This is a genomic window from Shewanella sp. WE21 (assembly GCF_002966515.1).
GTDB classification, from domain to species: Bacteria; Pseudomonadota; Gammaproteobacteria; order Enterobacterales; family Shewanellaceae; genus Shewanella; species Shewanella oncorhynchi.
Genome location: NZ_CP023019.1, coordinates 4457276 through 4480161 on the forward strand (window position 1 = coordinate 4457276; position 22886 = coordinate 4480161).

Annotated in this window: 22 protein-coding genes and 2 tRNA genes; 9 read left to right on the top strand and 15 right to left on the bottom strand. The window is 42.9% G+C overall.

Features of this window, described 5'->3' with window-relative positions:
- Window positions 1–7: 7 nt before the first annotated feature.
- The 5 genes from crcB to lrp form a co-directional block, all read right to left on the bottom strand.
- Entirely contained in the window at window positions 8–382 is a 375-nt protein-coding gene (gene crcB / locus CKQ84_RS19935; RefSeq protein WP_028759942.1) for a fluoride efflux transporter CrcB, read from the bottom strand.
- Window positions 375–1706 (bottom strand): replication-associated recombination protein A, encoded by a 1332-nt coding sequence (locus CKQ84_RS19940; protein WP_105252499.1) that lies wholly within the window; start codon window positions 1704–1706, stop codon window positions 375–377. Before CKQ84_RS19940 ends, crcB begins: the two co-directional genes overlap by 8 nt.
- An 8-nt stretch (window positions 1707–1714) precedes the next feature.
- Window positions 1715–2341, bottom strand: a complete 627-nt coding sequence (gene lolA, locus CKQ84_RS19945; protein WP_028759940.1) for an outer membrane lipoprotein chaperone LolA — start codon at window positions 2339–2341, stop codon at window positions 1715–1717.
- A 55-nt stretch (window positions 2342–2396) separates the two neighbouring features.
- Complete coding sequence (locus CKQ84_RS19950; RefSeq protein WP_105252500.1) at window positions 2397–5162, bottom strand: DNA translocase FtsK; 2766 nt, start codon at window positions 5160–5162, stop codon at window positions 2397–2399.
- A 341-nt stretch (window positions 5163–5503) separates the two neighbouring features.
- A complete protein-coding gene (lrp, locus tag CKQ84_RS19955) occupies window positions 5504–6010 on the bottom strand; it encodes a leucine-responsive transcriptional regulator Lrp (RefSeq protein ID WP_006081649.1) in 507 nt (168 codons plus the stop codon).
- Window positions 6011–6189: 179 nt separating this feature from the next.
- Here lrp and ald point away from each other — a divergent pair, with 179 nt between their 5' ends.
- Together ald and trxB are read left to right on the top strand one after the other, a co-directional pair.
- On the top strand, window positions 6190–7305 hold the full coding sequence (gene ald / locus CKQ84_RS19960; protein WP_105252501.1) for an alanine dehydrogenase: 1116 nt from the start codon (window positions 6190–6192) through the stop codon (window positions 7303–7305).
- Window positions 7306–7624: 319 nt separating this feature from the next.
- Entirely contained in the window at window positions 7625–8578 is a 954-nt protein-coding gene (gene trxB, locus CKQ84_RS19965; protein ID WP_105252502.1) for a thioredoxin-disulfide reductase, read from the top strand.
- Between the two features lie 299 nt (window positions 8579–8877).
- On the opposite strand, the gene rplT is transcribed toward trxB, so the two are convergent.
- From rplT to thrS, 4 genes are all read right to left on the bottom strand, one after another.
- Window positions 8878–9234 (bottom strand): 50S ribosomal protein L20, encoded by a 357-nt coding sequence (gene rplT, locus CKQ84_RS19970; RefSeq protein WP_006081652.1) that lies wholly within the window; start codon window positions 9232–9234, stop codon window positions 8878–8880.
- A gap of 16 nt (window positions 9235–9250) precedes the next feature.
- Window positions 9251–9445, bottom strand: a complete 195-nt coding sequence (rpmI, locus tag CKQ84_RS19975) for a 50S ribosomal protein L35 (RefSeq protein ID WP_006081653.1) — start codon at window positions 9443–9445, stop codon at window positions 9251–9253.
- A gap of 84 nt (window positions 9446–9529) precedes the next feature.
- Window positions 9530–10072, bottom strand: coding sequence for a translation initiation factor IF-3 (infC, locus tag CKQ84_RS19980; protein ID WP_012089240.1), 543 nt, complete (start codon window positions 10070–10072; stop codon window positions 9530–9532).
- 3 nt (window positions 10073–10075) lie between these two features.
- Window positions 10076–12004 (bottom strand): threonine--tRNA ligase, encoded by a 1929-nt coding sequence (gene thrS, locus CKQ84_RS19985; RefSeq protein ID WP_105252503.1) that lies wholly within the window; start codon window positions 12002–12004, stop codon window positions 10076–10078.
- Between the two features lie 291 nt (window positions 12005–12295).
- Between thrS and CKQ84_RS19990 the strand changes: the two genes are divergently transcribed.
- Both CKQ84_RS19990 and CKQ84_RS19995 read left to right on the top strand, forming a co-directional pair.
- Window positions 12296–12529, top strand: coding sequence for a hypothetical protein (locus CKQ84_RS19990; protein ID WP_028759935.1), 234 nt, complete (start codon window positions 12296–12298; stop codon window positions 12527–12529).
- Window positions 12530–12777: 248 nt separating this feature from the next.
- A complete protein-coding gene (locus CKQ84_RS19995; RefSeq protein ID WP_028759934.1) occupies window positions 12778–12978 on the top strand; it encodes a CPXCG motif-containing cysteine-rich protein in 201 nt (66 codons plus the stop codon).
- 34 nt (window positions 12979–13012) lie between these two features.
- Here CKQ84_RS19995 and CKQ84_RS20000 read toward each other — a convergent pair whose 3' ends face one another.
- Complete coding sequence (locus tag CKQ84_RS20000; RefSeq protein ID WP_105252504.1) at window positions 13013–13636, bottom strand: riboflavin synthase subunit alpha; 624 nt, start codon at window positions 13634–13636, stop codon at window positions 13013–13015.
- A gap of 33 nt (window positions 13637–13669) precedes the next feature.
- Here CKQ84_RS20000 and CKQ84_RS20005 point away from each other — a divergent pair, with 33 nt between their 5' ends.
- From CKQ84_RS20005 to CKQ84_RS20025, 4 genes are all read left to right on the top strand, one after another.
- The gene (locus CKQ84_RS20005; RefSeq protein WP_105252505.1) at window positions 13670–15049 is read left to right on the top strand and encodes an MATE family efflux transporter; all 1380 of its coding nucleotides are present in this window, start codon (window positions 13670–13672) and stop codon (window positions 15047–15049) included.
- 250 nt (window positions 15050–15299) lie between these two features.
- Window positions 15300–15376 (top strand) — tRNA-Val (locus CKQ84_RS20015).
- A 37-nt stretch (window positions 15377–15413) separates the two neighbouring features.
- A tRNA-Val gene (locus CKQ84_RS20020) sits at window positions 15414–15490 on the top strand.
- Between the two features lie 389 nt (window positions 15491–15879).
- Complete coding sequence (locus CKQ84_RS20025; RefSeq protein WP_105252507.1) at window positions 15880–16182, top strand: encapsulin-associated ferritin-like protein; 303 nt, start codon at window positions 15880–15882, stop codon at window positions 16180–16182.
- A 423-nt stretch (window positions 16183–16605) separates the two neighbouring features.
- Here the strand turns inward: CKQ84_RS20025 and CKQ84_RS20030 are convergent, their stop codons facing one another.
- The 4 genes from CKQ84_RS20030 to CKQ84_RS20045 all read right to left on the bottom strand — a co-directional run bounded on the left by CKQ84_RS20030 (window position 16606) and on the right by CKQ84_RS20045 (window position 19174).
- The gene (locus tag CKQ84_RS20030; RefSeq protein WP_301553935.1) at window positions 16606–16758 is read right to left on the bottom strand and encodes a DUF3309 family protein; all 153 of its coding nucleotides are present in this window, start codon (window positions 16756–16758) and stop codon (window positions 16606–16608) included.
- 142 nt (window positions 16759–16900) lie between these two features.
- Window positions 16901–17086 (bottom strand): CsbD family protein, encoded by a 186-nt coding sequence (locus tag CKQ84_RS20035; protein WP_028759929.1) that lies wholly within the window; start codon window positions 17084–17086, stop codon window positions 16901–16903.
- An 816-nt stretch (window positions 17087–17902) separates the two neighbouring features.
- Complete coding sequence (locus tag CKQ84_RS20040) at window positions 17903–18532, bottom strand: DsbA family protein (RefSeq protein WP_105252509.1); 630 nt, start codon at window positions 18530–18532, stop codon at window positions 17903–17905.
- Between the two features lie 183 nt (window positions 18533–18715).
- On the bottom strand, window positions 18716–19174 hold the full coding sequence (locus CKQ84_RS20045; RefSeq protein ID WP_105252510.1) for a hypothetical protein: 459 nt from the start codon (window positions 19172–19174) through the stop codon (window positions 18716–18718).
- A 173-nt stretch (window positions 19175–19347) separates the two neighbouring features.
- Here CKQ84_RS20045 and CKQ84_RS20050 point away from each other — a divergent pair, with 173 nt between their 5' ends.
- The gene (locus CKQ84_RS20050) at window positions 19348–20106 is read left to right on the top strand and encodes an IS5-like element ISSod6 family transposase (protein ID WP_011071076.1); all 759 of its coding nucleotides are present in this window, start codon (window positions 19348–19350) and stop codon (window positions 20104–20106) included.
- Between the two features lie 592 nt (window positions 20107–20698).
- Here CKQ84_RS20050 and CKQ84_RS20055 read toward each other — a convergent pair.
- Window positions 20699–22885 (bottom strand): TonB-dependent siderophore receptor, encoded by a 2187-nt coding sequence (locus CKQ84_RS20055; protein WP_105252511.1) that lies wholly within the window; start codon window positions 22883–22885, stop codon window positions 20699–20701.
- Between the last annotated feature and the right edge of the window lies 1 nt (window position 22886).

The window sequence follows — 22886 nt, forward strand, 5'->3', positions numbered from 1 at the left end:
TTAATAGTTAAATGCGAGAAAAAACCAGTTGTTGACCTAAGTACACCATGAATAAACATAGACTTAGATTCAACACCACATTCAAAATCGCCTTCAGCCAATCCCCTTCTTGCATCAGCAACAAGGTTTCATTAGAGAAAGTCGAAAACGTTGTCAAAGCACCTAATAGACCGATACCTATAAGCGCTTTGAGTTCAGGGCTGATATGACTCATTTGCCCCAGAGCGTAAATTACGCCCATAAAAAATGAACCTATAACATTAACCAACAGTGTACCAAAAGGAAAACTGCTGCCAAATACTTGGATCATGAATATTGAAATAAGATAGCGTAAAACTGCTCCAATTGACCCACCGAAAGCCACTAATAAGATGTTAGTCATATCTTTTGTTCTCACTGGCTTGATCTAACTGGACTAATTGCGCCAATTTATCTTTGATCCGTTTCTCGAACCCTCGCTCAGTCGGAAAATAAAACTGTGCTGTTTGCAGGGATTCGGGGAAATAATTTTCACCACTGGCATAGGCATTGGCTTCATCGTGGGCATATCGATACCCAGCTCCCATGCCGATGTCTTTCATTAACTGAGTCGGTGCATTGCGTAAATGGTGCGGCACTTCGACTTGTCCTGTTTCGCGAGCTAACGCACGCGCCGCCTTAAATGCGGTATACACAGCATTGCTCTTCGGCGCGCTGGCAAGATAAACAATGGCTTGTGCTATCGCTCGCTCACCTTCGGCGGGGCCAACACGGTGAAAACAATCCCAGGCATTCAGTGCGATTGTCATCGCCGCAGGATCGGCATTGCCCACATCTTCAGAGGCAATCGCCAGTAAGCGCCTTGACACGTAAAGCGGATCGCCACCGCCTTCTAATATTCGACAAAACCAATACAACGCGGCATCGGGTGCTGAGCCGCGAATGGATTTATGTACAGCCGAGATTAAATCGTAAAACTGATCACCGTTCTTATCAAAACCAGCAACTTGGTGCCCCGCCACTTGAATTAACATTTCAGTGGTAAAGGTGCCACCGTCGATGAGCATATCACTCATCAACTCAATAAGATTTAACGCTTTACGGGCATCACCATCACAAAGTTGTGCCAATGTGGTGAGCACATCGGTTGGCATTACAAATTGTCGTAGGCCTAAACCGCGCTCGGTATCGTTTAAGGCTTGAGTCACTATATGGCCGATTTCATCATGGCTTAAGCGCTTGATAAGATAGACTCTTGCCCGCGAGAGTAAGGCATTGTTGATTTCAAAAGACGGATTTTCTGTGGTCGCGCCGATAAAGATCACTGTGCCATCTTCAATAAATGGCAGAAAAGCATCCTGTTGACTCTTATTGAATCGGTGGACTTCATCGACAAACAATAAGGTACGTTGGCCACGGGATTCTGCAACGGCTTTTGCTTGCTCAATCGCGGCGCGAATGTCCTTAACACCAGAGGTGACCGCGGAAATGCGTTCAACGTGAGCATTTGAATAATGTGCGATTAATTCGGCTAAGGTTGTTTTACCTGTGCCCGGCGGTCCCCACAACATCATAGAATGGGCGCGCCCTGCTTCCAATGCTTTGCGTAGTGGTTGGCCCTCACCCAGTAAATGGGCTTGACCTATGTACTCGCCAATCGTTCTTGGCCGCATGCGCGCGGCCAAGGGGCGAAAATCGGGCGCAAAATTAAACGATAAACTGCTCACGCGATAGCCTAATGCGCTGCTTTACGACGTTGATCATCAACATCGACGCTGTCAGGGATCACAAAGGTGAACAAGGCTTTGTCTTTATTTGTGATGGCTTGTTGATTGCTTAAATCAAACAGGCTTAAATTACCTTTATCATCGGCAACATTAAAGTTGACTAACTGGGCATTTTTGAAACACACATTGACGGACAATATGCCCGAATCAATCGCCTTAGGTTTGATCTCATAGCAATCTTGTTTCTTGGACACTGAATACTGTGACCAAGTCGCATCGTCGCGGTGTACGAGCAATGCGATGGGAGATGCATTGATTGCTTCAGCAAAATCCATGATGACCACCTCTTCGGCGAAAGGATTGTAGATCCACAAATCTTTACCATCAGCGACAATCTGTGATTCATCGGGCTGGGTTAAATGCCAATAAAATTGATTCGGATACGCCAAGGCAAAAATGCCTGACCCCGTTTGAATAACCTTTTTATTAACGTCTGTTACGGTTTGTTTGAAATCGGCTTTTAGTGACGCGGTACCAATCAATTTTTCCCTGAGTTGCTGCGCATCATCGGCAAACACAGCCGCGCTAAATAGCAAAGGTGAAGCTAACAACACAGCGCATAATCGTTTTTTCATTTTATTCCTTACCCTGTAAACCCTTGGGTGTATCAAAGCTACGCCTTAGCGCGGCTTAATAATGTTTTGGTGCTGGCGGCGCTAAGACTTCACGGTTACCGTTGTGGCCTTGAGCAGAAACAATACCTTGTGCTTCCATCTGTTCAATAATGCGTGCTGCACGGTTATAACCAATCTTAAATTTACGCTGTACGCTTGAAATCGAGCCGCGACGAGTTTCAGTCACAAAGGCGACTGCTTCATCGTATAACGGATCGTATTCTTCGTCTGATTCAGCGGTTTCACCAGGCAATAATACTTGTTCACCATCACTGGCACCGTTGAGAATTTCTTCGATATATTGCGGTTTGCCACGGGCGCACCAATCGGCAACGACACGGTGAACTTCATGATCATCAACGAATGCACCATGAACACGATTCGGTACCGCAGTACCCGGTGGCAAAAATAACATGTCACCCATTCCAAGCAAGGTTTCGGCACCCTGTTGATCTAAAATGGTGCGCGAATCGATACGAGATGACACTTGAAACGCCATACGTGTGGGAATGTTGGCCTTAATCAAACCTGTGATCACATCCACTGACGGTCTTTGGGTTGCCAAGATCAAATGTATGCCAGCTGCACGCGCTTTTTGGGCAATACGGGCAATCAACTCTTCAACTTTTTTACCAACAATCATCATCATGTCAGCAAATTCATCGACCACGACAACAATCGATGGCAGCTTATCTAACGCAGGCGCTTCAGGCTCCATGCTGTCGGATGACTTCCACATAGGATCTAAAATCACTTCGCCATTGGCTTTCGCTTCGGCAATTTTGGCGTTATAACCCTTGATGTTACGCACGCCCATCATAGACATCAGCTTGTAGCGACGTTCCATCTCGCCGACACACCAACGCAGCGCATTGGCAGCTTCTTTCATGTCGGTAACTACCTCACATAGCAAATGCGGAATACCTTCATAGACAGACAATTCCAACATTTTGGGGTCGATCATGATAAAGCGTACATCTTCTGGGCCAGACTTATACAGTAAGCTGGTGATCATCACGTTTACACCCACAGACTTACCAGAGCCTGTAGTCCCCGCTACTAATAAATGTGGCATTTTACCAAGATCAACAACAACTGGGTCACCAGCAATATCTTGGCCTAACACCATAGTTAAGTTGGATTTACTCTCAGTAAAGGCGGCACAATCTAACACATCGCGCATAAACACGGTTTCGCGGAATTTATTGGGCAATTCGAGTCCGACATAAGCCTTGCCCGGAATAACTTCAACCACGCGCACACTTTCAGCCAGTAATGAACGAGCTAAATCCTTTGATAGATTAGAGATTTTTGACGCTTTAACGCCCGGCGCTAATTCTAATTCAAAGCGTGTGATCACAGGGCCTGGATACACACCCACCACATTGGCGATGATGTTGAAATCGGCCAATTTAAGCTCAACAAGGCGAGCGACTTGATCCAATTCCTCTGGGCTGATCGGATTCTTCTTACGGTCAGGTATGTCGAGCAAGTTAATACTCGGCAGAGGATCCATCGGTTTTTTCGGTGCGGGTTTGTCTTCTTGTCCTGGCAATACCACAATGCCATCGACAATTTTAGCTTTTTGATCTTGCTTATTACGCTGCGCTTGATTCACTGCACCTGTTGACACTTTAGTATCAAAATCAATGACGTCATCATCGCTAAAACCGAGACTTTCATCGTCTTCATTTTCTGTAAATGCTTGACTGCTAAACACTGGCTCATTGTCATCATGATCGAATGAATGCGAATTAAAATCGGCACTACCTTGCTCATCGGCATTTGAATGCTGAGGTTCAGCTAACCAAGGTGGCGCTTCAAAATTGCCATGGGCGGCCAAATCATCATTATCGATTTGTGGCTCAACCCGTTGTGCACTCTTACTTTTACTGCCATTCAAGCTCAGAATTTTTGCAAGCGCCGATAGTTTGTTTTTTGGCGACGAATTATTCTCAGTTTCAGTAATAATACCTTCTGGTTCAATGACCATATCATCAGTGGCAGCATATAGCGTTGGGGTTATCTCAGCTCTACGACCAATATGACGCTCACGCACCTTAGGCTTTTCAACTATGGGGGGCTTTTCTAGCACATATTGGGATTCACGGCGCTGTTTAAACTTATCCACCACGGACATAAAACCACGGGTATCCTCGGTTTCATGCTCACGCTTCATCGCTTGCGGCAATAATTTTAACTTTTTATAAATCCAAATAGAGACTAAGCCGATTTTCTCGACCACAGTCAGCCAGCTAATCCCAGTCAACAGCGTAAAGCCTGAGCCCAAGAAACACAGCAGTAATAAGGTAGTGCCGAGTTTATTAAAATACGGCAACATGGCTTGACCGATCACATCACCCGCCACTCCGCCTGCCGAAAACTCGTAGATGTTGTTGGCATTCATGCTCGCCAAAGCAGAAAATCCTAGAATGATCAGTAAAAATCCTATCAATCTCAGGGCCACTGAAAAGTAATCAATTTCAAGTAAATGATGGGCACGTTTGAACAATAACCAACCCGTCGATGCGACAATAATTGGCATGATATAAGCCGTAACGCCGAAGAAATATAACAGAATATCGGCAATCCAAGCCCCTACTGCTCCGGTCCAGTTTTTAATATCGCCTTGAAAATGCGACTGACTCCAACCAGGATCAGACGGACTAAAACTCGTCAATGCGAGCAAAATATAAGTGGCGAGAACACAACAAATGATGAGTCCGCCTTCCAGCAGACGTTGCAGGCCAGTGAGCGTGCGTACACTATTTCCTTGAGACAAACGACGTAATCCATAAAAGTGAAAACAGGTGGGCTAACGATACCAGAATCCCACTAAATGTGGAGCACATTAGCCTGTTTTTCTATACAGAATTGGTCATGATTGGCAAAATTTAGTCTATTGAGGTGTTTTAGTGTGCTTTTAGGGAGGAATGAGTTATTACACAAACACTTCCGTTAACAAATTTGTTTAAAAATGCCACAAAAAGAAGCCCTAAGTTAGCAAACTTAAGGGCAATACAAGGCGAATAGTAATAGGCGTTAAATGAGATGAATATATCGACGTTACTGATAAATAAGGGGCCTAAGCCCCTTATTGTAAAACCAAACAATCAGGGTAATTTAGATATCTGAGAGTAGATGATTTATCGCTACACGACTGGTGTGCTTAACTTCTTCCATCACAACATAAGTACGCGTGTCGGAAACTGAAGGTAATTTCAATAAAGTTTCACCTAACAAGCGACGATAAGCCGACATATCTGAAACACGAGTTTTCAGTAAGTAGTCAAAATCGCCTGAAACCAGATGACATTCTTGAATATCATCGAGTAGTTGCACTGCGCGGTTAAACTTATCAAACACTTCGGGAGTATCACGGCTTAATGTGATTTCCACGAATACCAGTAGGGATGCACCCAAGAAATGAGGATTCACCAATGCGGTATAGCCATTGATGTAACCTTGCTTTTCGAGACGTTTTACTCTTTCTAAACACGGAGTTGGACTTAGTCCGACTCTTTTTGACAATTCCACATTTGAAATGCGGCCATCAAGTTGTAGTTCATTAAGAATGTTGCGATCGATGCGATCCAAGTCTTTTACAGGACTCTTTTTATTATATGCCATTTATTTAACCTTGCTTTATCACTAAAACAACATTTTATTCTACGTATGCCGAAAGTTCAGCAGCATAAACTGCGTCGCCGATACTATACTAGATATCCCTGAATTAATCACGTTCAGGTCACGATAAAATAACAATTATGCCCATTAAAAGTGGGATTTCAGGCAATTGAGGCTCAAAGATGATTATTGGTGTTCCCAAGGAAATTAAAAACCACGAATATCGTGTCGGTATGGTTCCTTCTAGTGTTCGCGAGTTGGCGATCAAAGGTCACGACGTTTTTGTTGAAACAAATGCAGGCATAGGTATTGGTTTTTCAGATCAAGATTATATTGATGCTGGCGCCACAATTTTAGCGACTGCTGCTGAAGTTTTTGCTAAAGCGCAGATGATTGTAAAAGTAAAAGAGCCTCAAGCAGTTGAACGTGCTATATTGCGTCACGATCAGATTTTATTTACTTATCTGCATCTTGCTCCAGATTTACCGCAAACTGAAGATTTAATCAAAAGTGGTGCCGTATGTATCGCTTACGAAACTGTGACAGACGATCGTGGTGGCCTGCCTTTGCTTGCTCCTATGTCTGAAGTCGCTGGTCGTATGTCAATCCAAGCTGGCGCTATGGCATTAGAGAAATCTTCTGGTGGCCGCGGTATGTTATTGGGCGGCGTACCGGGGGTTGAGCCTGCTAAAGTCGTCATTATTGGCGGCGGTATGGTTGGTACTAATGCAGCACAAGTGGCAGTTGGTATGGGTGCTGATGTTGTTGTGCTTGATCGCAGTATTGATGCTCTACGTCGTTTAAATGTGCAATTCGGTTCTGCTGTAAAAGCCATTTATTCAACTGCGGATGCAATTGAACGTCATGTTATTGAGGCCGATCTTGTGATCGGTGGTGTACTAATTCCAGGTGCTGCGGCGCCCAAATTGGTTACTCGTAGCATGATTTCACGTATGAAGCCTGGCAGCGCTATCGTTGACGTGGCGATCGATCAAGGCGGTTGTGTTGAAACTTCACATGCCACTACTCACCAAGATCCTACCTATATCGTTGATGATGTTGTGCATTACTGTGTTGCAAATATGCCTGGTGCGGTCGCTCGTACTTCAACATTTGCGCTTAACAATGCAACCTTACCGTACATTCTCAAGTTAGCAACTTTAGGCTATAAAGAAGCGCTGTTGCAAGACAAGCATTTTCTTAATGGCTTAAACGTCATGCACGGTAAAGTGGTGTGTAAGGAAGTGGCTCACGCCCTAAACTTAGCGTTCACATCTCCTGCGACACTATTAGTATAAGTTTTAATTAACTTAACTTTTTATGTGGATTTAAGCTGGCTTTACTTAGTATGTAATTCAAATCGGTCTCGATACAATTGAGGCCGATTTTTTATTGGGTAGAAATAGGCTCCACTACGATCGCACCATCATATTTATACAAGCTCATCCCGTGGTTCACACTTAAGCTATTTATTCACAGTAAAGTAAAACTGACACTCTCCATACTAAAACGGATGGACTCGATTAGTGCAATCTAAAAGAATCGCCCTCCAACACTTTACCCCCACAGGTAAATTCCCTACAATCCTTGCAATTTGCTAAAGGCACGGAGATAAAAATGAGCCAGGTCAGACATTGTAACTTATTGATTTTGGGTTCAGGCCCAGCAGGATATACCGCAGCAGTTTATGCTGCGCGTGCGAATTTAAAACCTGTGATGATCACAGGTATGCAGCAAGGCGGTCAATTAACCACGACGACTGAAGTTGAAAACTGGCCAGGTGACGCGGACGACTTAACAGGTCCGGCCTTGATGGAACGTATGCAGAAGCATGCTGAAAAGTTCGATACTGAAATCTTGTTCGATCATATCAACGAAGTAACCCTTACCGAGCGCCCTTTCCGTCTGAAAGGCGATAACGGCGAGTACACCTGTGATGCGCTGATCATCGCAACTGGCGCTTCTGCCCGTTACTTAGGGTTAGAGTCAGAAGAAGCTTTCAAAGGTCGCGGTGTATCAGCCTGTGCAACCTGTGATGGCTTCTTCTATCGCAATCAAAAAGTCGCTGTGATCGGTGGCGGCAACACCGCCGTTGAAGAAGCACTGTACTTAAGCAATATTGCTGCTGAAGTTCACCTCATCCATCGCCGTGACACCTTCCGTTCAGAAAAAATCTTGATCGACCGTCTGATGGACAAAGTCGCCAATGGCAACATCATCCTTCACTTAGATCAAACCATGGATGAAGTGGTTGGTGATGCCATGGGTGTGACAGGTCTAAAGATGAAGAGCACTAAAGATAGCTCGATCACTGACTTAGCCGTTGCTGGTGTGTTCGTCGCCATTGGTCACAGCCCTAATACCGGTATTTTTGAAGGCCAGTTGGAAATGAACCACGGTTATTTAAAAGTTCAGAGTGGCTTGCAAGGTAACGCCACGCAAACCAGTATCGAAGGTGTTTATGCCTGTGGTGATGTGATGGACCAACATTATCGTCAAGCTATTACTTCTGCCGGTACAGGCTGTATGGCCGCACTCGATGCAGAGCGTTATTTAGACGCTAAAAAGTAACTAGACTCGATTTTTCAACGAATAGCAGGCTTAGCTTGCTATTTTTTTAGGTCAAAATTGTTAAGCAATAGCAAAAATTTTTGCGGGCTGTGCCAATCGACATTGTTCACGCACGCACATGTCTTTCCTTTGCGATTCTTAATTCCGCACCACTTAGATAGTACTTATATAATACTTATATAGTACTTATATAGTACTTATATAAGTTCTTAGGTAAGTAAAATCATTTCGTTAAGCCAAAAATGGCGCACAAAAAAAGGGACCAAATGGTCCCTTCTCTACAGCAACAAACTAATTTCTTAGTTTAACGCTTCTTTTGCTTTTTCAACTAAAGTTGCAAATACAACTTTATCGAATACAGCGATGTCAGCCAAAATCTTACGATCGATTTCGATAGACGCCTTTTTCAGACCGTTGATGAAACGGCTGTAAGACAGACCATTTTGACGAGCAGCAGCATTAATACGTGCAATCCAAAGTTGACGGAATTGACGTTTTTTCTGACGACGGTCACGGTAAGCATATTGACCAGCTTTAGTTACTGCTTGAACAGCAACACGGTAAGTACGGCTACGAGCGCCATAATAACCTTTAGCTAGTTTTAAAACTTTCTTGTGACGAGCACGAGCGGTTACACCACGCTTAACTCTTGGCATTTTCTAATCTCCTAAATTAAGCGTAAGGTAATTGACGCGCGATTGCTGGAACGTCAGCTTTTGATACTAAACATTTGGCACGTAAGTGACGTTTACGTTTAGTGCTTTTTTTCGTCAAAATGTGACGTAAGTGTGCTTGCTTGCGTTTGAAACCATTAGCGGTTTTCTTAAAACGCTTCGCTACACCCTTGTCTGTTTTCATTTTAGGCATTTCTAAAACTCCGCATTGGGATGTTTAATAAAAAGCAAGGCGAGCAAAGGCCATAGACCTTTGCTACTTTAAGTTTTGCCCTACTTATTTCTTTTTAGGCGCTAGCACCATAATTGCTTGTCGGCCTTCCATTTTCGGGAAAGATTCAACAACCGCATACTCGTCCAAATCAGCCTTGATACGGTTCAATAGATCCATACCCAGGTTTTGGTGTGCCATTTCGCGACCTCGGAAACGAAGCGTAATCTTCGCTTTGTCCCCGTCTTCCAGAAAACGTATCAGGTTGCGTAGTTTTACCTGATAGTCGTTTTCGTCAGTTCCAGGACGGAATTTAATTTCCTTGACCTGGACCTGCTTTTGCTTCTTCTTTTGTTCCTTGGCTGACTTAGCCTTATCAAAAAGGAACTTACCGTAGTCCATAATGCGACATACTGGAGGTTCAGCATTTGGGCTGATTTCTACTAGGTCTACACCTGCTTCATCTGCCAAATTCTGAGCATCTCTGATGCTTACCACACCAATAGCTTCACCATCAATGCCTGTTAAGCGTACTTCTGGTACACCTGTGATTTCTTCATTGATTCTATTAGGGGCCGGCTGACGCCCTGCTGTTTTTTTGATCTTTATGACCTATTCCTCCAACAATTTGAGACTACGGAGCGAAATCTGTTGATGGATTTTAGTGGCGAAATCTTCAAGTCGCATCTTACCTAAATCGATACCATCACGGGTACGCACCGCTACTTCCTTATTTTCCATTTCTTGATCGCCAACGACCAACAAATAAGGGACACGCCTTAAGGTGTGCTCGCGTATTTTAAAGCCTATTTTCTCATTCCTCAAGTCAAAAGACGCTCGAATACCTTGTTCTTTGAAGAATTTTACGACTTCTTCAACATAATCAGCCTGTTTATCGGTGATATTCATCACGACAACTTGCATTGGGGCTAACCAAGTTGGGAAACGTCCTGCATATTCTTCTATCAAGATACCCAAGAATCGTTCCAAAGAGCCTAAAATAGCACGATGGATCATCACTGGGGTCTGACGGCTGTTATCTTCGGCAACGTAAGTTGCACCAAGACGGCTTGGCAACGCATAATCGAGCTGCACAGTACCACATTGCCACGCTCGGTCCAAACAATCGTGTAAAGTAAATTCGATTTTGGGTCCGTAGAACGCGCCTTCGCCTGGCAAAATAGTGAATTCAATATTATTGGCACGCAGAGCTTGCTTAAGTGCTTCTTCTGCTCTGTCCCACATTGCATCGTCACCGATACGTTTCTCTGGGCGAGTAGACAGTTTTACTACGATATTTTCAAAGCCGAAGGTGGCGTAAGTATCGTAAACCATCTGGATACAGGCACTCACTTCTTCTTGAACTTGGCTGTCAGTACAGAAAATATGGGCGTCGTCTTGCGTAAAACCACGTACACGCATTAATCCATGTAACGAGCCTGAAGGTTCATTACGGTGACAGCAACCAAATTCCGCCATACGCAATGGTAGATCACGGTAAGATTTCAACCCTTGGTTGAAGATCTGCACGTGGCCAGGGCAGTTCATTGGCTTGATAGCGTATTCGCGGTTTTCGCTGCTGGTCGTGAACATGGCTTCTGAGTATTTATCCCAGTGACCAGAACGTTCCCACAACACGCGGTCCATCATTAATGGACCTTTCACTTCTTGGTAAGTGTATTGGTTTAGCTTACGGCGAATGAATCTTTCTAATTCGAGGAAAATGCTCCAACCGTCGTTATGCCAAAACACCATACCCGGTGCTTCTTCTTGCATGTGATACAAGTCGAGCTGCTTACCGATTTTACGGTGGTCACGCTTAGCCGCTTCTTCAAGACGGGTTAAGTGCGTACTCAGGGCTTTTTTGTCGGCCCAAGCGGTACCATAGATACGTTGCAACATCTTGTTTTCTGAGTTGCCACGCCAATAAGCGCCGGCAATGCTCATTAATTTAAAATGTTGGCAGAAACGCATGTTAGGTACGTGCGGTCCACGACACATGTCAGTGTATTCTTCGTGATGATATAGCGCAGGCGTCGCGTCTTTGCTGATGTTCTCATCCAGAATGGCAATCTTATAATCTTCACCGCGCGCAGCGAATGTATCACGGGCTTCTTGCCAGCTAACGACACGTTTTACTACGTCATAGTTGGTTTTTGCCAGTTGAAGCATGCGCTTTTCTAAGGCGTCGATGTCATCTTGAGTCAACTTGTGCTCAAGGTCGATATCATAGTAGAAGCCATTATCGATAACAGGACCAATCGCCATCTTGGTTTCTGGCCACATTTGCTTAATCGCGTGACCTAATAAATGCGCGCAAGAATGGCGAAGAATTTCAACACCGTCTTCGTCTTTGGCGGTAATGATTGATAGCTCAGCATCGGTTTCAATGAGATCGCAAGCATCTTTTAATTCGCCATTAACGCGGCCAGCGATACAAGCTTTCGCTAAACCAGGGCCAATATCGGCGGCAACATCGAGGGTCGATACAGCATGGGCAAACTCGCGTTTGCTACCATCGGGAAGTGTAATTACAGGCATGAAATGTCCTTTCCAGTGGTGACCCACACGTAGGGCCACTTGGTTTTAGTTAATGTAAGAGAAATGCTCGCTAGGTTAAGACAGTACAGGAGTCTTAGCCGCCTTGCGTAGCAGGGCGTTTATTCTAAGGGATTGTAGCTAAAAGGCGCAAGCATATTGACCAGAATTGGGATTGGAAACAAAAAGCATATTCATGATTTTGCAGTGTCTGGGTAACTTCTTGGTCATCTAACTCCCCTATTCTAGCGCCAGTTTATTGGGCATCACTGAAAACATGACAAGGGAGTTGATATGTTGAACTGCATTCTACTGGCTGTAACACTCACGCACACTGCAACCGCTTTACCTGAGCCGCAGGTGAAAATTACAAGCAAATCTTTGATTGATACTCAAGTGTTACTCGTTGATATTAAAAGTGAACTTGAGCAACAGATGCAGCGTTTAACGCTGGATATTACCCAAGATGCCCGCGATGGCGTGTTACACAGCAGTGAAATGGAGGGGTTAGTGACGGTAAAGGACTAGTTTTTAGAAGAAATAATGATCCAACAAGAAAATATTTAACCAGAAGGTCTATCATGCTGCGTTTTGAGACCGACTTCATCTAAGTCAGTGCACTGCACTCTGCTGTATACTCAAATAGGAAGCACATAAAGCGCACTCAGGTTTCGAATATCGACAAAGCGCAGACAATATAAGCGATAAGCGTACGAAGTATGAGATGCGTTGATTGAGCAGAGCGATTCGCTCTATTGGCGATAAGGAGTTGCACCATGAGAGTCATGAACAAAGTTATTGCTTGTCCCCACTGCGGGCACCATCAAGATATCAGTATCGATGCCAGCTGTGGAGACCAAGATTATTACGATGACTGCCGAATTTGTTGTAATCCGATTCACTTACGCTTACACATCGATGAATCGAGACGAACGGTTGAGCTGTATATCGATTCAGACGACGAGCAAATCTATTAAACGAGATTGCACTACACGCTGCGATGTCACAAAACTAACGTGCTTGTTCGTTAAAACGCCTGGCCAGCACGCGCTCGACTGTGTCGACGATAACTTGCGTTTGGCTGTCGATCTCGATATTGAGTTCATCCCCCACTTTGCACAGGCTTAAATTGGTCAGCTTTAAGGTTTCAGGGATTAAGTGCAATTTAAAGCCTGAGTCACTCACCTCGCCAACCGTTAAACTACAGCCATTAACGCCAACAAAACCTTTATAAAAAATGTAATCCATCCATTTAGGCTCAATGCCAAGTGTCAGATCATAATGCTGTTCTGTATGGCTAATATCGATGACTTTGGCCTTAGTATGGATATGGCCAGAGAGAATGTGCCCACCAATTTCACTACCAAAAGTTAACGAACGCTCAACATTGACGCTTTGACCTATAGACAAATTAGCCAGATTCGTCAGTCGCAAGGTCTCTTCCACTACGTCGAAAAATACCCTATCATCAACGACCTGAGTCACAGTAAGACATACCCCGTTATTTGCCACACTTGCACCAATCGCAAGTCCCTCATGCAAATCAGGTTCGAACGCTACCTCAAGGGTATTTAGGCCATCTTTCTTATGTATTGCAACCACCTCGCAGGTGGCTTGAACTATACCTGTAAACATTTTCTGCTCGCTTAATCGTTAAAGGCTGTATTTATGAATCATTCAGGCTATCAAGCCAAACGTTTAATCCAATTGGCGCTGCCGGTGCTAATAGCTCAGGTCACTCAGACCATGATGGGCTTTATTGATACCGTTATGGCGGGCCGTGTTAGCGCGGTTGATATGGCCGCTGTTGCGGTCGGCACTAGCCTTTGGTTACCCGCTATTCTGTTCGTCCAAGGTTTACTGATGGCTTTTACGCCTTTATTTGCCCACTACAATGGAGCGAATAATCAAAAAGCCATCCAACCTTTGGCCTTTCAAGGTGCCTATCTTGCCATCATTGGCGGCATTGGCGTGATGGTTTTCCTCGCATCTGCGCCCTTTGTGCTTAGCCATATGGATTTAGAACCCGAATTATACCGCTTAACCATAGGATATCTCGACGGTATTTTATGGGGCGCACCCGCATTTGTGCTTTATCAAGTGCTACGTGGCTGCAGTGAAGGTATATCCTATACCTTACCGACCATGGTCATTGGTTTTGTCGGTCTAGCCGTAAATATCCCCGCTAACTATATTTTTATTTATGGACACTTTGGCGTACCGGCCATGGGCGGCGCAGGCTGTGGTATCGCCACTGCCCTCGTATTCTGGGCCATGCTAGTAGCCATGACCATTTACATGCAGTTACATAAAAAATTCGCGGCTTTAGCTCCCTTCAGTAAATTTCATCGCCCAGACTTTGAAACGATGAAGAAAATGACCAAACTCGGCATGCCGATAGCAATGGCGCTGTTTTTTGAAGTGAGTTTATTTGCCATCATAGCGCTATTACTCGCGCCACTTGGCGCAACAGTAGTCGCAAGTCACCAGATTGCGCTCAACTTTTCTGCCATCGTATTTATGCTGCCGTTATCTATCGGTATCGCGGTATCGATTCGGATTGGTTATTACTTAGGCCGTGATCGCGCTGATATTTCCGCGGTGGTCACTAAAGTGGGCTTATGGCTGGCACTATCCCTTGCTCTAACGACAGCGGTTTTGACCGTCTTATTTAGATTCCAAATTGCGAAACTTTATAATGGTGATCCTGAAGTGGTTGCCTTAGCCGGCAACTTGATGTTGATGGCAGCCCTGTATCAATTATCTGATTCAGTTCAAGTGGTCGCAGCGGGTGCTCTTCGCGGTTATAAAGATACACGCAGCGCCTTTTATATCACGCTGTTTTCCTACTGGGGGATTGGTATGTCACTCGGTTATACCTTAGCTTATACGGACCATATCGTTCCCGCGATGGGCGCCCATGGATTCTGGGCAGGATTGATTGCGGGCTTGACCTCAGCAGCGCTGTTATTTTTCATTCGTCTGCGTTACATCCAAAAGCATGGCGTGCATTTGAGCCTTATTGAAGGTGACAGTGCTCACCATTGATTGCATTAATGGCGAGCGACAGTGCTCGCCTTTTGGTTTATCAGTTTGATTTCGATGCATTCTCTGAAGTAAAGCGAATAGGAAATTGCGGTTTTATCAGCGGTGTTGTTGAAACACTGGGCAAGTTGCACAGCAATTCACCATTTGACGACAAATTTGTTTTTTTTGCTTGCCAGCCCTGCGCTATGCCCCTAATATAGCGCTCGTTCCAAGGCGCAACGCTTTTGAATAGCTTGTTAAATTTTGCAATGCACCCGTAGCTCAGTTGGTTAGAGCACTACCTTGACATGGTAGGGGTCGGTGGTTCGAGTCCACTCGGGTGTACCACTCTCTTCAAAGAGTCTAAATTTGAAATTCAAACAGTGCACCCGTAGCTCAGTTGGTTAGAGCACTACCTTGACATGGTAGGGGTCGGTGGTTCGAGTCCACTCGGGTGTACCATTTCTTATTATGTATTTCATTAATCCCCCTCTGCTTATCAAGCTAAATACAATTAATCTGCCTTTTAAAGCAGGTGTTTATGGTTTTCACTGCCTTTATCTTTTGATTTAAAATTCATTCCCAAATATCTCAAAGTTCAAAATCCAAAGTAATATCCTGTGCTAAATCAAATATTCGCAGTGGTATTTCTGCGCCCTCTCCAATCCTTTTAAACGAGCGGCCTAAAAATTTTTGACTAAGTACGGCATCGAACAGACACTCGACGGTTAAGGTCGCAGAATAATGCATTCAAAGTCTGTTCGTTGAAAATAGCGTTAAGACAATCATCTGCAATTATCATCACCGCTCAATAGTGAGCGATCCTATCTGCATTTAGCGAGGAAATCCCAATGTCGAATGAAGGTTATCATGAACCCATTACTGAACTCACCGATAAAACCAAGGACATGCACCGTGCACTTACATCACTGATGGAAGAGCTTGAAGCAATAGACTGGTATAACCAAAGAATTGATGCGTGCAAAAATAATGAGTTGAGAGAGATACTTATACATAATCGAGACGAAGAAAAAGAACATGCTGCAATGCTACAAGAATGGATAAGGAGACAAGATCCGAGCTTTGATAAACAGCTAAAACATTACCTTTTTACAGATACGCCTGTTGCTCACACACCTATTGTTCACAAATAAGTATTCAATCTGGCTGTTTGAGCAAGCCATTTTCGTGAGCAAACGCCTTTAGTCACTAAGCTGCCGTTCTTATAATACAAACCTCTGCATGTGTTATTGCACCATTTAGCTCATTTCATACAGCCTTGCAGAATACTAGCGTGCAAATGTATTACTACGGACACTGTATTCTACGGACTTAGTGACTTTCATTTTTAGCGTCAAGGACTTCACCTAATGCCACCTTAACGAAATATCTTGCGTGTAAATCTTAGACGTACAGGACCTTTCAATCTCAGTATGGCGAGCACTGCCGTACAAGAAAAACGAGCGATGTCAGCCATTTTTGAACGACTAAAAACATCACTCACTATTTTTAGCTACCTACGGCAATTAGAAATGATGACTCAATATTGAAGTCATACATCACTTAGGCTTTATCGCTCAAATTTTACCGAGTAGAAGGAGTATAACGAGGATCAATACTACCAAACCTAATCCACCGCTCGGGCCGTACCCCCAGCTCTTACTGTGTGGCCAAGTCGGAGCCACACCGATCAGCATCAGAATCAAAACCACCAATAATATTGTTCCTATACTCATGAGAGTCTCCTAGACATTATGGATATAACTCGAACCAGAAATCTTAATCAATATGACAAAGATCCTTTTAAATACCCACATAAAGCTGCCAAACTTTATGCTTAAGGTGCTTACTTAATTGTAAAAGCCTCTGACATCAACTGTGTTTTTCGGCATCCTTAGCCGCTTCTTTTACATTACCAATTGCTTTTTGAGTTTTACCTTTTATCTGTTTCTGAACCCCTTTCATCTGCTGTTTCGGGTTGCCAACGATCTCACCAATTTTTTGCTGCACTTTGCCTGCAGCGTCTTTTATTGAACCTTCTATTTGGTCTTTGTTCATGGTCAATTTCCTTTTGTTGTTGATATAACATCTAAATAATAATGAGCGCTAACAATCAGCTATGAGCTATTTTTCATTTTAGTAAATAGCGTTTAGCAAACATCTAAATATTTTTAGTAAATATCTTAGTTGGTAAAATATCAGTAAAACCATATGGTAAATTAGACGGGGAAAATAAATTCCTGTGTTTTCATAAAATTGTGTGACTGGTTACACATCAATCACACCGCGTCAACTTAGGTATGAATTCTACAATATAACATTGGTTTAAATAGGGGTGGTTATGTAGCAATCTTGAATTTTATCTTAAGTATAAATTGTGGAGATTATTTTATTTGCTGAAATTTAGCATTAGTCATGGCTGAATTCCATTATTTAATTATCTAGTGATTTTTTAGCTAAAGCTGACTTCCTAATGATGAGCCAAAATATCAAGATAAACAACACAAACCATCTTATTAAGATAAAGATTACCCATTAAAGGCATATCAATCTAAACTCTGTATCCAATATATAATTTATCTAAAAGTGTGTCTGTGCTATAGCGTACACATTATAAATATTTTAATCCGCAATTTAACTTAAAACACAATGAAACATCAGTTGATACCTAATGTAGCTACATTTTGGTATGTCATCGATGCCATTAAAAATATGAATATGAGTATTCAGTGGCTAAACGAAGAAGGAACTAAGAGGTATAACTCTAAAAACGTTAAAATGGTCTAGAGGTGTTCATAGCATATTGTAGAACTTAGAGAACCACAGACTGGTAGTCTAAGGTTTTTAGCACCAACTAGCCTCGACTGCTGATTTTTACAATAATGCTTCTATATTCGCAAGAAGAACACGATAACCTACGTTACCATAAAATATTTGTCTACCTTCGTCGATAATATAGCTTGGACTGCCTTGTAGATTTTGTTGTGCTGACTTTTGGTAGTTGCTCATTAATGCGGCTATAGCAGAACCATCATGAACGCTTGAGATGATTTTTTTCTGTTCCAGCCCATAGAAATCAACCAGATCATAAAGTATTTCAAGCTTACCAATATCCAATGCGTCGATAAAAAATGCACTCCGAAATTTCAATGCCATATTGATACTGGTGTTTTTGTCATAGATAAGTTCAATGGCTTTAAGCACTAAATGAGCATTGGCCGACGTTGTCGGTCTGACTTCTGTCCATATTTTTGAGTTTGTGGGAACGTCATCACGGATAGATGCAGATTTATGTACATGTTCTGCAAAACCATTATATTGACCTTTCTGTTTCCATTGTGTCTCAATTTTTGTTTGAACATCACCAAATACATCAAGATAATGATATTTAAAATGAATTTTATTTTCTAACTTTTGATTTAACTCCTCAATACGTTGTTGTGCAACCCAAGCCCACACACAAAGAATATCAGAGTAGTAATCAATGATCAGGGGTTGATTCATGTTAATCCTTAATAAGGTGGCAGTTTAAGTCATACACTTTAGTTTCAAGGCTAATCAATAATTATTGTGATGGCAGATCTACTTGTTACCCACAGAAGTCAAGATTTCAATATCTGAACTACAGAATAAATACCGAGGCTACACCGAGCAATAGGTACAAGGATGTGATTTTTAGCAAACATACTAGAAGTCATCGATTTGTTTCATATTACGTGCCAGCAATCGCTTTTCAGCTTCTTCAAGGGACAGTATGTTGCTAAGAAATTCAGTTACGGAAGGTGCAGAACTGCAATTTTGCAGATATTCAAACAGCCCTACAATATTTTTATGATACTCAAGTGTGGCCATCGCTATTTCATCCGTATCCATCCTCTTAAACGGATGTTCACCTATGGTGTTAAAAGGAATAGCGGTTTTTTCATAATAATGCCGACAATAAGTGTTAAGTGCATTGCTATTGCCATTATCTTCGAACTGTCTGATAACCAGTGCCATTTTTTGCTCGTGGGCTGAAATATACTCCAACAGTAATCCACTTCTTTCGCTATCATTTGTAAGTGCGCAATGTGCCGCAAATACATGCAGCTGTTGGTGTATACTTCTAGTCCATTGCATAACATCATAAAGCGTTTCTATTTGCATATTATTCTCCTCAAAACGGGAGTCCTTGGTCTTTACTGTGAAAAATGAATCACTTTTCTATGCATTGATGAAAGTAAACTTACTAGGGTCTGTTGATCTTTCGAGAGTGATTTTTAGACAGCATGGCAAGACGTTATAATTTGCTTCGCCAAAAGTAACCATAACCTCAAGCCATGCCAAGACTTATGCTAACCGATGCACGCTGGGAAAAGCTATTTCATTTAATGAAAAGCACAGGCCGTGTTTATGACAAACCTGAACATAGACAAACATTCGAAGGTATTCTTTACCGCCTTAGAACAGGTATCCCTTGGCGAGATTTACCTAAAGAGTTCGGTCATTGGAGCACGGTCTTTAGACGGTTTCATTTATGGTCTAAGAAAGGCGTTCTAGCACATTTATTCAAGGCCTTAGCCAACCTTGCTGATATAGAATGGGTCTTTATTGATGGCTCGATAGTGCGGGCTCACCAGCACAGTGCAGGTGCAGCGACGCTAAGTAATGAGAGTATTGGTAAAAGTCGAGGCGGTAATTCAACCAAAATTCACTTAGCCGTCGACAGCGGAGGATTACCGATTTATTTCGAATTATCAGAAGGCCAAAAACACGATATTACACACGCCCCCAGCTTAATTGAGCACCTGAAGCAGGTTGATACCGTCATTGCAGATAAAGGTTATGACAGCGATGCTTTTCGTGAACTTATCGCAAATAAAGGCGGGAAATCTGTTATTCCAAGGCGCCGCTATAAGAATACACCTCAAGAAAGAGTCGATTGGTGCTTATATCGGTATCGACATTTAGTGGAGAATGCTTTTGGAAGAATTAAGCACTATCGAGCAATATCAACAAGATATGACAAGCTAGCAAGAAATTACGCCAGTATGGTGTCACTGGCGTTTATGTTAATGTGGCTGCCGATGTATTGCTGAACAACATTTGTACAGCAAAGATCAACAGACCCTAAACAAGCTCATATTTACAATGATATTATTTCTCATTAAAAGCGCAGTTTTTACATGATTATTGACTAAATAGTCAAACACTTATGTCTATTATTAATATATATGAATTATTGACAGTCTGTCATCTACATAAAATACTTTATCAGTCCAATAACGGCTTAATCTATGTAACATCTGGTCTTTAGCTTAAAAAGCTGGCGATAAACCACAACATTGTAATAAGGCTAATGGCATGAGTATACCTATATTTTTCTATTGACTCTGTTCGTTGCCGCACTGATTGTTGACAATACAATGCGCACAAGAAAGAGGGAAAACTACCAATACAATATGTTGCCATTCCATAACTAGATTGAAGGGCGTCATCTTCCCGCTTTCAGTTAATAACAGTATTAGATTTGGGAACGAACCATAGGTGAGCTAGCCCAATATTTATCGATATCAGTACTGAGTCGTTAATACGCACGAAACAAGCCATCAAAATATTGGGAATAACAATAATAGAAGATAAAAAAGGAGTAGCCGATAAATCGGCTACTCCTTTTATTTAGCGGAAAATTTAAAAGCGGTAATTAAAGCTCAGGGTCACATTACGTGGGGTTCCGTAATGATACACACTGTATGCAAGAGGCATATAGGATGCTGCAGACATATAGGCATAGTATTTTTCATCCAGCAGGTTTTCGAGATTAAGTTGTAGATCCATATTTTCCGCCAGATTATAACGAGCCATTAGGTTAACTAGTGAATAAGCATCTTGCTCAATTACAACGCTACCATTTTGTGCGTAACTATCACTCTGCCAGTTAACACCACCGCCAACAGTTAATTCAGGTAAATGATCGACAAACTGATAGGTAGTAAAGAGTTTAAACTGTTTGCGAGGGCTCGTGGTCTCAAGTTCTTTGCCTTCTGCATCTTCTGCGGTGAATTGAGAGTAACCTGTCGAAATATTCCAGCCATCAATAAACTCCCCCACAACTTCTAACTCAAAGCCAGTACTTTTAGTACCTTGTATTGCATAATAAGCACTTGTCTGACCATTTGCTTTTTGCTCATCCGTCGGCTCAAAGTCTGTATCTTGCTTAGCAAAATTATCCTGTTCAATCTTAAACAGTGCCACAGTGGTGTGCAGACGGTCGTCCAGGTAAGCGCTCTTTAAACCGATTTCATAGGCTTTACCTTCGAGTGGATCCAGATAGTTACCGCTAGCATCTTGTTTATTCTGCGGATTAAATATTTCGGTATAACTGGCGTAAACACGATGCTCTTCGTTTATGTCATACAAGGCGCCAACATAAGGAACGAACACGCCATCATCACCAAAGTTGGTATCAGTACCATAACTGATCCCTTCGCGGTTCCAACTAGAAATACGGCCACCGGCAATCACTTTTAAATCATCGGTAAGTGTTAGCCGAGTTGCTGCGTAGAAACCTTTCTGCTCGGTATCCATATTCAACTGGCGATTGGCGTTTGTTGACCATTCAGGCTCTTCAAAGGCGTTGCTTTGCCAATCATAAAAGTTTTCAACTGCCTTTGAGTCCCAGCCTGTCATATTCTCACGGATGGGTTCATAGGTATCAGCATAGGATTTCTGTTTGCTGTATAAGGCACCAGTCACAAATTGATGCTCACGGTTAAAGAGTTGGTAATCGCCTTTCAACTGAAAATCGAAATTATCAGAGTTACTTTCACCATGGCTGTGATAACGCTGACCGCTCAAACCTGCACCGGTTTCTTTATTCAGCAAGCCAGACATATAGATCATTTTGGTGGTGGTTTCATATTCCATGCGATTATAGTTCGCCACCAACTGCCAACCATTGCTGAAATAATGGTTCAAGTTAGCAAAATAGTTGATGTTAGTCGTTTCCCAACGGCTCCAATCTGCCGCTGTTGTAGTAGAAACATCCCAATCAGTAGCCGAACCATCGCTGAATACTGCTGGTAACGCACCCCACATCGCTCCTTTGGGGTTGTTGTTATTGTAACTACCGCCAACGCGCAGCATAGTGTTGTCAGTAATGTCTGAATCAATTACGCCGTAAAGAATGGTCTTACGGTCTTGATAAAGATCCTGATAAGAATCGCTATTGACATATTTCGCGACCATGCGACCGCGCACATTGCCACTGTCGTTGAGGCCATTAGAAACATCTGCGGTAACTTGTTTTTTATCCCAGCTACCCGTAGCAACATCAACATAGCCCTTAAGTTCATCACTGTCGGCATGTTTGCGCACTAGGTTGATTGAAGCAGAAGGATCCCCTGCCCCCGTTAGTAAGCCTGTTGCACCACGCACCACCTCTACACGCTCATACAGAGAGATATCAGACACAGTTTCACCTGCATCGCCCCCCAAACTCCAAGATAAAGGTACGCCATCGATCTGGTAATTCTGAACCGCAAAACCACGGGCCATAAAGCCATTTCGAACGTTATCTGTTTTAGATGAAGACAAACCTACTGTGTTATTAACCACATCAACAACGGTATTGAGTGCCTGATCCTGGATCCGTTCAGCGGTCAAGATGCTCACTGACTGTGGCGTTTCCTGCAGTGACAGCCCTAAACCTGTGGCGGTATCAATGGTTCGACTCACAGTGTACTTGCCCATCACTGTTATTTTTTCAATATTTTGATCATTTGCATCTGCTGCAGAAGACGGCTCTGCAGCCAAAACTGACAAAGGGTTTAATGCCAACGTAATGGCAGACGCGAGAGGTAGTAGATAAAAGCGCATA